Origin of the sequence: Streptomyces sp. NPDC002032 (assembly GCF_042890765.1) — a bacterium.
GTDB lineage: Bacteria > Actinomycetota > Actinomycetes > Streptomycetales > Streptomycetaceae > Streptomyces.
In genome coordinates this window covers 117,695-132,710 of record NZ_JBIASM010000010.1, presented here as the reverse complement: position 1 = coordinate 132,710, position 15,016 = coordinate 117,695, and the positions used below count along the sequence as shown (strand labels likewise).

The following is a 15,016-nucleotide window of genomic DNA, read 5'->3' as shown; positions in this document are numbered from 1 at the left end:
GACGGGAACGGCCGGTGCCCGGGCGCCGGCACGGCGGTACGGGACTACGCGCAGGCGGCGTCGAGGGTGAGCCGCCAGATCGTCCGGCCGTCCTTGCGGTCGAAACCGGCCCGGGGCAGGGCGGCGGCGAGTTCGGCCTGGCCCTTCTCCTCCACGATCGCGGTCACCGTGACCTCCTCCCGGTCCGCCCAGCGGGCGGCCGCGGCCAGCAGGGCGTCCGGTACGCCGGCGCCGGCGCACTCGGCGAGCGGCTGGACGTCCACCAGGTTCACGGCGCCGTCCCGGACCGCGTCCGAGGCCAGCCAGCCGACGGGGCGGCCCTCCTGACGGCACAGGAGCAGCAGGCCGCCGCCGTCTCCGATCAGGATCTGACGCACCGTCTCCGGCTCCAGCCGGAGCTTGACACCGCCGGGCAGCACGGCCTCGGCGAAGGTCACGGTCGCGAGGGCGACGAGCTCCTCGACGGCCGTGGCGTCGGCGGCGTCCACCTGCTCGACGCTCAGGTGGGCGGGGGCCGGGGCGGCCGGCGCGCCGGGCGTGCGCTTGCTGACGCCGTGCAGGCCGATCACCTCGAAGCCGTGCTTGTGCACCCAGGCGCCGGAGATCTCGTCCTCGTCGGCGGTGGCGGCGACCAGGCCGGTCTTGCCCTCGGCGCGGGCGAAGACGCGGGCCTCGGCGAGCAGCCGCGAGGCCAGGCCGCGGCGGGCGGCCTCCGGACGCACGACGATGTCCAGGAAGTGGTTGTCCTTGTCGTCGACGCCCTTGAGGGCGCCGCACTGGACGAAGCCCAGCGCGCGGCCGTCCTCGCGGACCGTCCGCAGCAGCGGGCCGCTGCCGGGCACGAAGGACAGCTCGTGGCGCCGTCCGTTCGCCAGGCGCGCCTCGATCACCTCGGCGATGGCGGCGCGGCCCTCGTCGTCGAGGTCGAAGGGCTCGAAGGCGGGGGCGAGGTCGCCGGCACCGAGGACGAAGCGTTCGATCTCCCCGTCACGGGAGACGTGGGTGAAGCCGGTCCGGGTCAGGACGCCCTGGGAGGGGGTGTTGGACTCGGTGGTGCGGCCCACGATCCGGTCGACGCCCGGCTGGGAGAAGGCCCAGCGGGCGAGCCCGGTGAGGGCCTCGGTGGCGTAGCCCGCGCCGCGGCAGGACTCCGCGAGGCCGAAGCCGACCTCGACGGTGCCGCCGCTCGGCGGCTGGTGGAAGCCCATCTCGCCGATGACCAGGCCGTCCGACGCGCGGACGAGGTGGTACATGCCGAAGCCGTAGCGCATCTGGTCGGCGGTGCGGCGGCCGAAGCCGGTGGCGGCGTACTTGCTGCCGGGCAGCGGGTAGCCGTCGGTCCAGTCCTCGGACGTGGCGTTCTCGTCGAGCAGGGCGGCCACCTGGTCGGCCGTCAGCTCCCGCAGGACCAGGCGCTCGGTGCTGAACGTGTGGGTCCGCGGTGCGCGCAGCTCGCGCACGGTCACCGGTGTGAGGTCCGTCCACTCCTGCGCTATGTGGTGCAGGCAGGCTTCCTCGGAGCCGCTGAATCCGGTCGGCTTCCAGCCCTCGGGCAGTTCCCGGCCGGCCGGCCAGGTCGAGTACTGGCCCTCGTCGTTGCTGACGACGTCGTGGTTCACTGTGCTGCTCCCTTGGTTCGGGTGTTCTCAGAGCGGGTGGCGAAGTCCCAGAGCCGGGACTTGGGGAAGAAACCGGTGGCGATGCCGTGGCCCAGGAGCGTGCGCAGCAGCGCCGCGTCGGGCTCGGGGCAGCGCAGGTCGCCCAGCGCCTCGGTGGTGGCCCGTGCGTCGTACTGGACCAGGGTGGCCACGGGCTTGACGAACTGGGCGAGGAAGGCGAAGGCGTTGGCGTCGGTGGCGTCGGCCTGCGGCCGTCCCAGCCAGCTGCCGACCTCGGCCGGCGGGGCGGGGATGACGGGGTAGCCGAGGTCGCGCAGGATCGTCACGAGGCCGGTCGAGGGGAGACTGACCGGGTTGCAGACGTGGAAGGTGCGGCCCGAGTGCGCCGGATCGCGCGAGAGCGCCAGGATCGCGTCGGCCGCGAAGTCGACGGGGATCAGGTCCATGCCCCAGCCCGGCGCCGAGGGGACGAGGCCGCAGCTGAGGATCACCCGCAGGATCTGGTACATCATGTTCACGCTCGGGTCGGGCAGGAACGTCCCGGTCCGGGTGTTGCCGACCAGGGTGCCCACGCGGTGCACGGTCGCGTCCAGGCCGTCGGCGATGGCCTTCCTGACGACCAGTTCGGCCTCGTACTTGGACCGGGCGTAGGGGCTGTCGAAACTCTCGCCCCGGTCGAAGTCCTCCTCGGTCAGGATGACCGTCGGCCCGTCCCCGGCCGCGGGGCCGACGGCGGACAGGGTGGACATGTGGGCCATGCGCCAGCCGCGGTCCAGAGCCAGAGCGACGAGCAGGGCGGTCGGGGCGATGTTGTTCGCCGCGTAGTGGTCGTCGGGTCCGTAGTGGCGCACCTCGGCGGCCGCGTGGATGACCTCGCGGACCCCTTCGGTGGCGGCCGCCAGCGCGTCCTTCCCGAGCGTGCTCAGGTCGCCCTCGATGATCCGTACCCGGTGCAGTTCGGGAAGGACGTCCGGGACGTAGTACGCGGCCACCTGCGCGAGCCGGTCCTCGGGCGCCGCCCCACCGCTGCGGCGCACCACGCACACCACCCGGCGGCCGGGCTCGCGCAGCAGCGCGGCCAGCAGGTGCGCGCCGAGGAAGCCGGTGGCGCCGGTGAGGAGGACCTCACCGCCGTCGGCCGCCGGGGCCTCGGCGGGCGGGGCCGTACGGACCGCGGGTGCGGGGCCGGGGCGGCCGGCCGGCTCCCGGACGGCGGGCGCGGGCTGCTGCGTCTCCAGTTCGGCCAGTCTGGCGGCGAACTGCTCCACGGTCGGGTGGGCGAAGAAGTCCTGGATGGTGGTGTCGGGGTGGCGCTCCTGGATCTCGACCAGGCAGGTCAGCACCTGGAGGGAGTGCCCGCCGATCTCGAAGAAGTCGTCGTCGGGGCGGTGGACGGCGACCTTCAGGTTCTCGGACCACAGGTCCGCGACGTACCGTTCGAGATCGCTGAACGGCCGATCGCCGCCGTCTGGCGTCATGCTCATACCTTCCGTCGTGCCGGTCCCGGGGCCGTGGGCCCCGGACTCGGGCAGGGCCGGGCGGACGCCGGGATCGGCCACCACCGCTTCCAGCAGCCGCGTGTAGTCGGCGCCCCACTGCCGGATCGTCGCCTCGTCGAAGAGCGCCGGGTCGTACTCCATGTCCAGGTGCAGACCGCCGTCCGCGGTCGGGGTGACGTACAGGGTCAGATCGAACTTGGCGCCGATGCCCGGCAGTTCCACCGGGCGGCTGGTCATACCGTCGAACGCGGGCAGGGGGAAGTCCACCGGCATCGCGAACATCACGGAGAACACGGGGGTGCGGCCGGGGTCGCGCTTCGGGTTCAGCTCGGCGACCAGCCGGTCGAAGGGGAACGCCGAGTGCCCGATCGCTTCGAGCACCACCGAGCTCACGTTCCTCGTCAGGGCGGCGAAGGTGTCGTCGTGGCCGAGCCCGATCCGGAGCGCCAGGGTGTTCAGCAGCAGTCCGAATACCCGCTGCGAGGCTTCCGTGGTCCTGCTGGTGACCGGGGTCGCGATCACCATGTCGTCCGCGCCGCTGTGGTGGCGCAGCAGGACCGCGTAGGCGGCCAGCATGGTGCTGAACGGGGTGGCGTTCAGCTCGGCGGACAGCGCGCGGATCCCTGCCGCCAGCCCGGGGGCGAGGTCGCTGCCCCACAGGGCGCCGGCGCCCGCCCGCACGTCGGGACGGGGGCGGTCGGTGGGCAGGGGCACCAGGTCGGGGGCGCCGTCGAGCCGCTCCCGCCAGTAGTCGCTGCTCTCCCGCGTCGTTCCGTGCTCTTCGGTGCGCTCCAGTTCGGCGAGGACGTCGTGGAACTGGTGCCGGGCGGCCGGGGCGGGGCTGTGGTCGCCCGCCCGCCTGCGGTGGTAGTCCTGCGCCAGGTCCTCGACCATGACGCCCATGGACGTCGCGTCGGTCACCGCGTGGTGGACCGTGACCACCAGCAGGCTCCGCTCCGGGCCGAGGACCAGCGTCGCGCGGACGGGCGGGCCGGCGAGGCAGCGCAGGGGCGGCTCACCCAGCTCGCGCACCCAGGCCCGGGCGTCGTCGTCCCCGGTGAGCGGATGCCGTGCCGGTCCGGACTCCGTGTCGAGGACGGCGAGTTCCACGGCCGGCTCGGCGAGGATCTCGGTCTCGAAGCGGCCGCCCCGCTGGTGGAAGACGGTGCGCAGACCGGAGTGGCGGCGCTGGGCGTCGGTGAAGGCCTCCCGCATCGCGGCGGGGTCCACGCGGCCCGCGATGTCCACGGCGAGCGTGACGTTGTGCTGGTTGGAGTCCTCCTGCATCAGGTCCACGAACAGCATCCGCCGCTGGGCCAGGGAGGGCTCGTAGGAGGCCACCTCCGAGGGGGCGGCCGGGGCGGGGGCCGGGGCCGTGGCCGGGGCCGGGGAGGCGGGCTCCGCGCCGTGGCCGGGCAGCAGCGCGAGCACGGCCCCGAAGGTCCCGGCGTCCAGCAGTTCGCCCAGGGCGGGCGCGGTGCCCAGTTCCGTCTCCAGCCGCTGGCGCAGCCGCAGCAGGGTCAGCGAGTCGCCGCCGGCCGCGACGAACGAGGGGCACTCCTCGGGGGTGACGGCCAGCAGGTCCGTCCAGATGGCGGCGAGCACCTCGCGCGCCGCGGGCCGGGCGGTGCCGGCCGCGTCGGCCCGGTCCCGGTCCCGGTCCCGGTCGCGGGCCTGGCCCGTTCCCGGACCCGTACTGACCGGCTTCGGTTCCTCGCGCTCCGAGTGGACCCGGCGGTCGAATCCGTAGCCGGGGAGGTGGATCCTGCGGCCGGGCAGGCCGCCGGTGAGGTCCGCGGGAACGCCCAGGCACCATGCCCGGGCCGCGGCTGCCGCCACGGCGGCGGCCGCGTCGCGGTCCCGGTCGAGCGTGGGCACCAGGGCGGGCGGATCGGCCAGTTGCCCGGCGAGCTGGAGGAGCGTGGGGTGCGGGCCGATCTCCACCAGGACGGTCGGGGTCCCCGCCGGGCACACCCGGGAGAGGGCGTCCCAGAACGCCACCGGGCGCAGCAGGTGGTCCCGCCAGTGCGCGGCGCCGGGGGCCGTCTCCATCGGACCGGCCGCGCAGCTGAACCACGCGGCGGAGGTGGGCGCCGACCAGGTGACGGCCCGCGCCGCCCGGTGGAAGTCGTCCGCCATCGGCTCGAGGAGCGGGGAGTGGAAGGCGTGCGAGACCGACAGCCGGCGCGTCCGTACGCCCTGCGCGCCCAGAGCCTCCTCGATCCGCTCCAGGGAGGTTCCGTCGCCGCTCAGCACCAGGTCCCGGGGGCTGTTGACCGCGGCCACCGCCACCAGGGGGTGGTCGGCGGCCAGCCGCGCCACCGCGTCGGCGTTCCAGCCCGAGTCGGGGTGGCAGCGTACGGACAGCATGGCGCCGGGCGGGGTCCGCTCCACCATCAGCCTGCCGCGCTCCGCGACCAGCAGGAGGGCGTCCTCCTCGGACACCGCTCCCGCGACGGCCGCGGCCGCGAACTCGCCCACGCTGTGGCCCAGGACCGCGTCGGGCCGCACGCCGTAGCGCGCGAGCACCCGTACCAGGCCGAACTGCACGGCGAGCAGCGCGGGCGCCGCGACGTCCGTACGGGCCAGGTCGGCGGCCCGGTCCGCGTCGAAGAGGCAGTCCCGGAGCGGATACGGCATCACGCCGTCCAGCAGGGCGTGGGCCCGGTCGATCCACTCCCGGAACTCGGGGTAGGCGGCATAGGCGCCCGCCGCCATACCGGTGTACTGGCCCCCCTGGCCGGTGAAGGCGAAGACGGTGCGGGGCGCGCCTTCGGCGGCGGTGCCCCGCAGGACGTCGGCCGAGGGGGTGTGGGGCTCCCGCAGGAGGGCGGCCGCGGATTCCGTGTCACCGGCGAGCACGGCGAGGCGGTGTCCGAAGCTCTCGCGGCCGTGGACGAGCGTGTGCGCCACGTCCCGCGGGCCGGTGGCGCCCCCGTGGTCCGCCAGGAAGGCGGCGAGGCGGGCCGAGGCGTTCGCGAGGGCCATCCCGGACCGCGCGGAGAGCGGCAGGATGGAGGGCGGTTCGGCCCTGTTCCGTACAGTCACTGATGGATCTCCCCAGTCGGCCCGGTGAATTCCTCCACGAGCACGCAGGCATTGGTACCGCCGATTCCGAACGAGCTGACCGCGGCGAGGCGCGGTGCGTCCCCGGCCGGCCACTCCTCGTTCGCGGTCACCAGGCGAAGGCTCCCGTTCTGCGTGAGCTCCTCGATCGGCTGCCCGGAGTTGACCGTTCCGGGAAGGGTCTTCTCCCGTAGCGCGTAGACCGCGGTGAGCAGCCCGGCGATCCCGGCCGCCGTGTTGCAGTGGCCGATCGCGGACTTCACCGAGCTCACGGGCAGCGCGGCCGTCCGCTCCCCGACGGCCTCGGCCAGCGCCGTCGCCTCGACGGCGTCCCCCAGCCGGGTGCCGGTGCCGTGGGTCTCGACGAAACCGAGCCGGCCCGCGTCCCGGCCCGCGTCGCGCAGCGCGCCGCGCACCACGGCCACCTGGCCGTCCGCTCCGGGCGCGGTGTAACCGGCCTTGCGGCTGCCGTCGTTGTTGATCGCCGAGCCGACGATCGTGGCGTGCACCGGGTCCCCGTCACGGAGTGCGTCGGAGAGCCGCTTGAGGAGGACGACCCCGGCGCCGTCCCCGCCGACCGTGCCGGTGGCGCGGGCGTCGAAGGGGCGGCACACGCCGTCGGTGGCGTAGATCATGCCGGGTTCGTAGACGTAGCCGCCGTTCGCCGGGTCGGCGATCGACACCCCGCCCGCGAAGGCGTAGTCGCTGGCGCCCGAGCGCAGGCTGGCGCAGGCCAGGTGGACGGCCACCAGGGAGGTCGAGCACGCCGTGTCGACCATGACGCTCTCGCCCCGGAAGTCGTGCCGGTAGGAGTACCGGGTGGCGGCGAACGCGGGCCTGGCGTGGAAGGCGCCGGCCAGCCCCTCCGCGAGGGAGCTCCCGTCGGGCGGTCGCGGTGCTTCGCTCTCCGCGCAGCCCGCGTAGATGCTGGTGCGCCCGCGCAGCCGGTCCAGGGTGACCGCGGCGTTCTCCATGGCGGCCCACAGGCATTCGTGGAGCAGCCCGTGCTGCGGGTCGGTCGCACGCGCCTCGGCCGGAGAGAGCCGCAGCAGCTCGGCGTCGAACGCGCGGGGCGATTCCAGCAGGCCCCAGCGGTCGACGCGCAGCCGGCCGTCGCCGAGCGCGACCGGCGCGCTGTCCGCGCCGGCGACGCAGTCGCGGGCGTCGCGCAGGTTGTCCCAGAAGGCGTACACGTCCGGCGCGAGCGCGAAGCGCCCGGCGACGCCGATGACGGCGATCGGCTCGTCGGCCGTGCCCGCAGCGTCTGGGGCGGCCCGGACGGTACCAGGTGCGAGCGCCGCGGCGCCCTCCAGTCGTGCCGCCTGGGCCCGGACGGTGGTGAACCGGAGCAGTTCGGCGATGCCCAGTTCGAGACCGGCGTGCCGCTTGAGCATCGCCTGGAGGCGTGCGAGCAGCAGCGAATGGCCGCCGGCCTCGAAGAAGTTGACGTCGTCGTCCGCCGGGAGTTCGCCGAGCACCTCGCACCACGCGGCCCGGACGGCGGCCAGGCCGTGGGCTGCGGGCTGCGGGGCCTGCGGGGCTTGCGCGGCCTGCGGGGCTTGCGCGGCCTGCGGGGCTTGCGCGGCCTGCGCGGCGCGCGCCGGGACGGCGGCCGGACGGGAGCCGGCCCGGCGCCGCGGAGCGGGCAGCCGGCGCCGGTCGACCTTGCCGTTCGCGTTGAGCGGGAGTTCGTCCAGCTCCGCCCAGACGGTCGGCACGGCGAAGTCCGGCAGGACCGCGCCCATCCGGGACCGCACGTCCTGCGAGCTGCCGCCCGGCCGCATGACCAGGTAGGCCGCGATCTCCTTCTCGTCGCGCGGATTGCGCCAGGCCGTGACGTGGCAGGCTCGGACCGCGGGGTCGGCGAGCAGTGCGGAGCGGACCTCTCCCAGCTCGATGCGCTGGCTGCGGATCTTGACCTGCTCGTCCATGCGCCCGACGAACTCGATCTCACCGCCCGGCAGGAGGCGGACCCGGTCACCCGTCCGGTAGAGACGGCTGCCCGGCCGGCCGCCGAAGGGGTCCGGCACGAAGGCCGCGGCCGTACGGCGCGGGTCGCCGAGGTATCCCCGGGCGAGACCGGTGCCGCCGAGCAGCAGCTCGCCGGGGCATCCCACGGGAGCGAGGTCGAAGGTCCCCTCGTGGACGACGTACGCCTGCGTGCCCGGGACGCAACGGCCGATCGGGAGCGTCCGGCTGCCCTCCCGCACCGAGTCGACGCGGGTGAACATCGAGGTGAAGGAGTTCTCGGTGGGTCCGTAGCCGTGCAGCAGCACCCCGGGACCGCACCACTTCACGGCGCGCGCCACCTGCGGGATCGCGGCGGTGTCGCCGCCGAAGACCATCACCCGCAGGTACTGGAAGAGGTCGGGAGCCTCGGTGACGAGGTTGTGGAAGAGCGGGGTCGTGACCATGAGCATGGTGACGCCGTGTTCGGCGATGGCGTCGCGCAGGCCGGCGGGCGAGAGCGCCAGCTCCCGGTCGAGGATCACCAGGCGGGCGCCGTGGGTCAGCGCCCCCCAGATCTCGTAGGTCGCGCCGTCGAAGTTCAGCGGGGACAGGTGCGCGATCCGGTCACCCCCTTCGAGGCGGACGTATCCGTCGCCGCGCATCAGCCGGGAGACGCCCAGGTGCGACAGCATGACGCCCTTGGGCCGTCCGGTGGATCCGGAGGTGTACAGGACGTTGAGGAGCATGTCGGGGTGGAGCGCGACGGCGGGCGGGACGGCCGGGAGGCCCGAGGCGGCGGCCAGCAGGTCGGTGAGGGAGTGCGCCGCGAGGCCGAGGCCCGAGACGCGCTCCAGCGCGTCGGACGAGGTGAGGACCCGGCGGACGCCGGAGTCCCGCAGGATCGCCCGGAGCTGCTCGTCGGGGTAGCCGGGCTCCAGCGGCAGGTACGCCTTGCCGGCCAGGGCGATGCCGAGGAAGGCGATGACGGCGTCGATGCCCTCGGAGAGCAGGACCGCCACGAGTTCCTCGGGCTGCTCCTGCCCGCGGCGCGAGGCGGGGTGGTCCTCCGCCAGGAGCCGGTGGGCGAGCCGCGCGGACGCGGCGACGAGCTCGCCGTAGGTGAGGGTTCGCGCGCCGTGGACCACGGCGATGCGGTCCGGATCGGCCGCCGCGGCCTCGACGACCATGTCCGGCGGTGTCATGTCCGGGTGGGGGGCCGGGGCTGCGGGCCGGGCCGCGTGCGCGGCCGCGGCGTCGGATGCGAGCAGGAGCGCGCCCAGGCCCGTCGACGGGCTCGCCGCGGCGGCGAGCAGGAGGCCGGTGAGCTGGTCGAGCATCGCCCGGGCGGTGGACCGCCGGTGGATGCCGGCGTCGTAGTCCAGCTTGAGCGTGAGGCCGTCGGCCGTTTCGACCGCCATCAGCGCCACGTCGTGCTTCACCGCGCCGAGCCGTACCTCGGCCCGGGTGACGGTGGTGCCGGTACGCAGCCGCCGGGGGGCGGGCTCGGTGCGGTGCGTGAAGGTGGCGCGGAAGGTGGGGTACCGCTGCCCCTTCGCGGCGAGCCGCGCGCGCAGGGCGGCGGTGTCCACGCCCGAGTGTTCGAAGGACTCGATGACCTGGCCGCGTACGGCGCTCAGGTGATCGGCCCACGGTGTGGCCGGTGCGAAGGAGGACCGCACCGGAAGCACGCGCGCCACCAGGGCGACGGTGTCGTCGGCGCCGGGGCCGAACCGGCCGCCGAACGGGATGCCCAGGAGGCCTTCGGGCTGCCCGCTCCACTGGTGCAGGACGGCGGTCCAGGCCGCGAGGACGCCGATGGCCGGGGAGACCAGGGCGGACTCGAAGTGGGCGCGCAGGGCAGCCAGCGACTCGCCGGTGACCGACGCCTCTTCGCATCCCGCCGAGGACGGGCGTACGCCCCGTACCAGGTCGGGCAGCGGCTCCAGCATCTCGGACGAGGCGTGGAGCAGGCCGAGCCAGTGGTCGAGGTCCGCGGCCGGGTCCGCGGGCGGCTCCTCGTCCTGCGGCGGGCGCTCCCGGGAGGGGGCCGGCCGGGGCTCGACCGCGTCCTCGTAGGCGGAGCAGAAGTCGTCCACGAGGATGTCGACCGAGGCGGCGTCCAGGACGATGTGGTGGCCCGTCATGACCAGCAGGGCCCCGTCGCTCTCCAGCAGGAGATCGGAGCGCAGCAGGCCGGGCGTCGTCATGTCGAGGGGCCGCAGCCCCGCTCGGCGGGCCCAGGCCGCCCTGCCCGCGTCGTCGAGGTCCCCGCCGGAGCGGACGACCCTGAGGGACGGCTCGACGCGGTCGGCGACGAGCTGCCCGACGACGCCGTCGTCGTCCGTGCGGAACGAGGAGCGCAGGGCCGGGTGGCGCTCGTGCAGCCGGACGAGGGCCGCGCGGACGGCCGACTCGTCGACCGGGCCCTGGAACTCCAGGCAGACGGGGACGTTGTAGCGGGAGGATTCCGGATCCTGGCTCGCGGCCAGCCAGAGGTCGATCTGCTCGGCTCCGGCCGTGACGACGGTGGTCATGCCTGGACGGCCCGGGCCGGGGTGGCCTGCCGGTAGGTGTCGTCGACGCCCTGCCACAGGCGGGGGAAGACGGACCGCTCGGAGAGGCGCTCCAGCTCGCTCACGGGCTCACCGCGCAGACTGGTCGGGCCGTCGGCGGCCGCCGAGGGCTTCTGCTCGGCGCGCGCGGCGGGGTGGCCGCCCAGGTGCGTGCGGACCAGGCGCAGGTGCAGCTGGTTCCACTCCATGAGCTTGCAGTCGAGGGCGTGCAGTGCGGTCTGCACCGTGGAGAGGCCGCCCAGCCACTCGGCGGGCACCGCACCGCCCTCTCGCGCGAACTCCTCGACCAGGTCACGGGGCGTCATGTCGTGCCGCTTCATGGCGGCTTCGAAGGACTGCCACACCGCCCGGCACACCCGGCGCAGGTTGCGTCCGCCCGGCGAGTCCAGCCCGCTGGTGTTCGCCGGGATCAGGTCGCGCATCCGCAGGAAGCTGGCCTGGGGCAGGAAGTCCTGGAGCAGCCGGACGCACTGGACGGGCATCTCCGCCAGTCCGTTCGTCCGGGTCAGGAGCCTTGCGGCCAGGGCGTAGTCGTCGTTGTCGAGGGCTCCGGCCACGCCGCGCAGTTCGTGGTGCATCGCGCACCACACGTATTCGTTGACCAGGTGGACGATCTGGAACATCCGGTGGTCGGAGTTGTGCAGCTCGGCCTCGGGGACCAGGGCCGCCATGGCGGTCGTGATCCGGGTGTCGCTCTCGTAGTTGCTGCCGCGGTCGTACTCGAAGCGCAGGAGCGGGTTGGGCTCGTCGGGGTTCAGAACGGCCTTGGCCTCGCCCGGCCGGCCTTCTTCCATGCGTCGTGCCATTAGTACGTGGTCTCCTCAGCTCGGCGGAACAGTCTGTTGTCTATGACGGATCTCAGATACGGGGTGCCCGCGGTGTAGCCGGTGCCGCTGACCGAACCGATCATGCGGACGGCCAGCCGGTAGTGGGTTCGCTTCCACCGCTGGTGGACGGCTTCGATGTGCGCCATCGCCCGGGTCAGCCGGGCTTCGGCCTCCGGGTCGTGGGGCGTGCTCGCGATGAGGGCGTCCGCGGCCCCGCGCACCGTCGTCATGCTCCCGAGGACGCGGCCGCGCACCTCGGGCACGGACTGGAAGGCGGCGGACTCGACGCGTGCGGGCGCCGGGGTGCCGCACAGGGCTTCGAAGGTCTTGTAGTTGACCGACTGGATGGCGCTGGCGCCCTCGGTGAACTTCCTGAAGAACTCGAACGACTCGCGCTGCATCGTGGCGAGCAGGGAGAAGAGCGGGAGGCCGAGGCTCAGGACGCGGGCGATCGAGGAGAGCAGCAGAAGGGCTTCTTCCGTCTCCCGGGCTTCGAGCCGGACGATCGCTTCCGACGCCAGTCGGGCCAGGTGCTCGAATATCGACTCGAATGACTGTAGCACTCGGATGAAGAGGTATTCGTCGTGGATGATGTAGACCGGAAGAATGGTCTGATCCAGCCTCGTCGCCATTCCGGACGGCGCCCCTTCGAGCACGTCGATGAGCTGGTCGAACCGCTCCTGAAGGCCGGAGACCCTCGGTGTGATGGGCTTGCTGTTGAAAGCGTCCATTTCGGTTGCGACACGGAGGCCATGGCGCAGTCGCTTCTCCACCGCATCCCGGGGCGGCCGCATGCACGGAAGCTGGGACCGGTATCCGAGAGCCGCTCCGCATTCGAATGCAAGAGCATCATAGATGAGGAATGCTATGCGGGTTCCGATCTCGGCCTCGAAATCGGGGAGCGGTGCGGCGGCCGGCGGGCGCAGCAGGCCGAGGGCCGTGTAGGTCGCGTAGTCGTAGGTCCCGTCGCGCTTGTCCAGCACCACGGAGAGGAAGCGCCGCAGGTGGCTGCGGCTCTCCTCGTCGCCCGTCCACTCGGACTGGGCGGCGCGGACCTGGACGAGCGCCTCGACCACCGGTTCCGCGAGGAAGTGCTTCCCGACGGATCTGATGTAGCGCACGACCCCCGAATAGGGAAATTCACGCGCCAGCGGCGACGTGCGCCACGATTCGAGCTCCATCAGCAAGAGTCCGGGCAGGCCGAATTCCCCTTCATGGAAATACATACAGAATCCCCCGTGCATGATCTTGCACCGACAAGAGTGCCAGGTGAGTTCCAAGGCAGATTCCCCGGATGGGCGACGCGGAAGACGACACGCTCGTAAGCGGACATCGCACCATCGATGCGGGATTCCTTGATCAGTTCACCTTAACTATGTTGACCGGGACAGCCCCTGTCAACCTTTTCCGCATTACTTTTCGCAGCCCTGAATTCAATGCCGCGGTACCTGCGCGTGGTGGTCGCGTCAGGGCGGTGAATGGCGCATGGAAATCGCCGGCTGCCGGGGCGAACGCACGGCGAGGGCCGCCGCGTGCGCCGCGTCCACGGGCAGGTCGACGACCCGCCAGCCGGGGATCGGCGCCCCGGTGTCGTCCTCGCCGAGGCCGCGCCCCAGGCCCGTGCCGATGCCCTTGAGGTACGCCTCCTTGCGCGCCCACGCGCGGGCGAACGCCGCGCCCCGCCCGGCGGGCGGCGCGGCCTCGATCGCGGCGCGTTCCGCCGGGTGCAGGGCGCGCGCCACGCCCGTGACCGTCGTGCCGCCGGGGACGGCCTCCACGTCGACGCCCACGGTCCGTTCGGCGACGGCGATCAGCACCCGCTGCCCCCGGTGGGAGAGGGAGAACCGCGTCCGCGTCGACGGCGCGTCCAGCGCGGGCCGTCCGTGCGGTCCCGCGCAGACCGGGCAGGGCTCGCGCCGGAACCGCACCGCGCGGGGAGCGACGTCGAGCCGCGCGGCCAGGATCCGCCGCAGGGCGACGTGCGCGAAGCCGTAGCGTGCGCGGTCCTCCGCGCGCCGGTACCGCGCCATGCGCCGCCGTTCCTCCGCGTCGAGCACCCGGAGGTCGTAGCCGCCGAGCTCCCCGGCGGGCGGCACGCCCATCGACCAGACGGAGATCTCGTCCCCGATCTCGTCTCCGGTCTCGTCTCCGGTCTCGTCTCCGGTCTCGTCCCTCCGGCCGGCGGCGGATCCCCCGCCCGGGCCGCCGTTCACCCGGCGCCCCCGGCGGCGGCCCCCGGGCCGGGGTCCGCCAGCAGCCGGTCCCGGTCGGTCTTGCCCGTGGGGCCGACCGGGAAGGAGGCGACGGCGGTGAGGCGCCCGGGCAGCATGTACGCGGGAAGGAGTCCGCCGAGGGCCGCCAGGACCTGCTCCGGCGTCACCGCCGGGGCGCCGCCGGCCACCGTCCGCTCGGGAACGTAGAAGGCCACCAGCTCCCTCCCGTGCGCGCTCCGGGGAGCCAGGACGACGGCGGACCTGACCCCCGGGCAGCGGGTCAACGCCGCCTGTACCTCGGCCAGTTCGATCCGATAGCCGCGGATCTTGACCTGGTCGTCGAGCCGGCCCAGGAATTCGAGGTTGCCGTCCGCCAGCCAGCGGGCCCGGTCGCCGGTGCGGTACATCCTGGCCTCCGTCCCCTCCGTCCCCTCCGGCGCTCCGGCGGGGGCGAAGGGGTCCGGCAGGAACCGGGAGGCCGTGAGCGCGGGCGCCCCCGTATAGCCGAGGGCCACGCAGGTGCCCGCGATGTACAGGTCGCCGGCGACGCCGACCGGGCAGGGCTCCAGCCCCGGACCCAGCACGTGGTAGCGGGAGTTCTGCATGGGGCGGCCGTACGGGATGCTCGGCCAGGCCGGGTCCACGTCCCCGATCTCGAAGGCGTTCGACCAGACGGTGCACTCGGTCGCGCCGCCCAGCGCGACCACGCCCGCGCCCGGGAACGCCTCCCGGATCTCGTCCGGCAGGGTCACCGGGATCCAGTCGCCGCTGAGCAGGACGAGCCGCAGGTCGCCCCGGCCCTCCGGGTCGCGGCATTCGAGGAACGGCATCACATGGGCCATCGCCGCGGGGGCGGAGTCCCAGATGGTGACCGGCTCCTGTTCGAGCAGGTCCACCAGGGCGTCCGGCTCCGCCAGCGCCGCGTCCGGCACCACCCGTACGGAGCCGCCCGCCGCGAGCACGCCGAACATGTCGTACACCGACAGGTCGAAGCAGAACGACGTGACGAACAGCAGCCGGTCGTCCTCGCCCACCGCGTGGACGCGGTTGATCCAGTCGATGAGATTGACGACGGCCCGGTGGTCGACCATGACGCCCTTCGGCGCCCCCGTGGACCCGGAGGTGAAGATGACGTACGCGATGTCCTGCGCGGCGGGCTCGCTGTGGACCGACGCGGTCGGGCGCCGGTCCACGTGCCAGCGCGTCCAGGTGCGCAGCGCTCGCAGCCCGTGGTCCTCGGGGATCCGGGCCGGGACGGTGATCACCACG

Annotated in this window: 7 protein-coding genes and 1 pseudogene; all 8 read right to left on the bottom strand. The window is 73.7% G+C overall.

What is annotated here, in order from left to right; translation table 11 throughout:
- Positions 1 to 44 precede the first annotated feature (44 nt).
- Positions 45 to 1,619, bottom strand: a complete 1,575-nt coding sequence (locus ACFYYT_RS23245) for a GNAT family N-acetyltransferase (RefSeq protein ID WP_351820526.1) — start codon at positions 1,617 to 1,619, stop codon at positions 45 to 47.
- Positions 1,616 to 6,166: a condensation domain-containing protein gene (locus ACFYYT_RS23240; RefSeq protein WP_351820528.1), complete on the bottom strand. Its 4,551-nt coding sequence runs from the start codon at positions 6,164 to 6,166 to the stop codon at positions 1,616 to 1,618. Before ACFYYT_RS23240 ends, ACFYYT_RS23245 begins: the two co-directional genes overlap by 4 nt.
- Entirely contained in the window at positions 6,163 to 10,668 is a 4,506-nt protein-coding gene (locus ACFYYT_RS23235) for an amino acid adenylation domain-containing protein (protein WP_388609099.1), read from the bottom strand. Before ACFYYT_RS23235 ends, ACFYYT_RS23240 begins: the two co-directional genes overlap by 4 nt.
- Positions 10,665 to 11,513 carry a hypothetical protein gene (locus tag ACFYYT_RS23230; RefSeq protein ID WP_351816808.1) on the bottom strand — a complete coding sequence of 283 codons (849 nt, stop codon included), beginning with the start codon at positions 11,511 to 11,513 and terminating at the stop codon, positions 10,665 to 10,667. The genes ACFYYT_RS23235 and ACFYYT_RS23230 overlap by 4 nt, the downstream gene beginning before the upstream one ends.
- On the bottom strand, positions 11,513 to 12,760 hold the full coding sequence (locus ACFYYT_RS23225) for a tryptophan 2,3-dioxygenase (protein ID WP_351816810.1): 1,248 nt from the start codon (positions 12,758 to 12,760) through the stop codon (positions 11,513 to 11,515). Before ACFYYT_RS23225 ends, ACFYYT_RS23230 begins: the two co-directional genes overlap by 1 nt.
- A 240-nt stretch (positions 12,761 to 13,000) precedes the next feature.
- Positions 13,001 to 13,747, bottom strand: a complete 747-nt coding sequence (locus ACFYYT_RS23220) for a 4'-phosphopantetheinyl transferase superfamily protein (RefSeq protein ID WP_351816813.1) — start codon at positions 13,745 to 13,747, stop codon at positions 13,001 to 13,003.
- Entirely contained in the window at positions 13,744 to 14,052 is a 309-nt protein-coding gene (locus ACFYYT_RS23215; protein WP_388609206.1) for a hypothetical protein, read from the bottom strand. The genes ACFYYT_RS23220 and ACFYYT_RS23215 overlap by 4 nt, the downstream gene beginning before the upstream one ends.
- A gap of 3 nt (positions 14,053 to 14,055) precedes the next feature.
- Positions 14,056 to 14,892: pseudogene (locus ACFYYT_RS23210) on the bottom strand (AMP-binding protein); the annotation flags it as partial.
- Positions 14,893 to 15,016 lie beyond the last annotated feature (124 nt).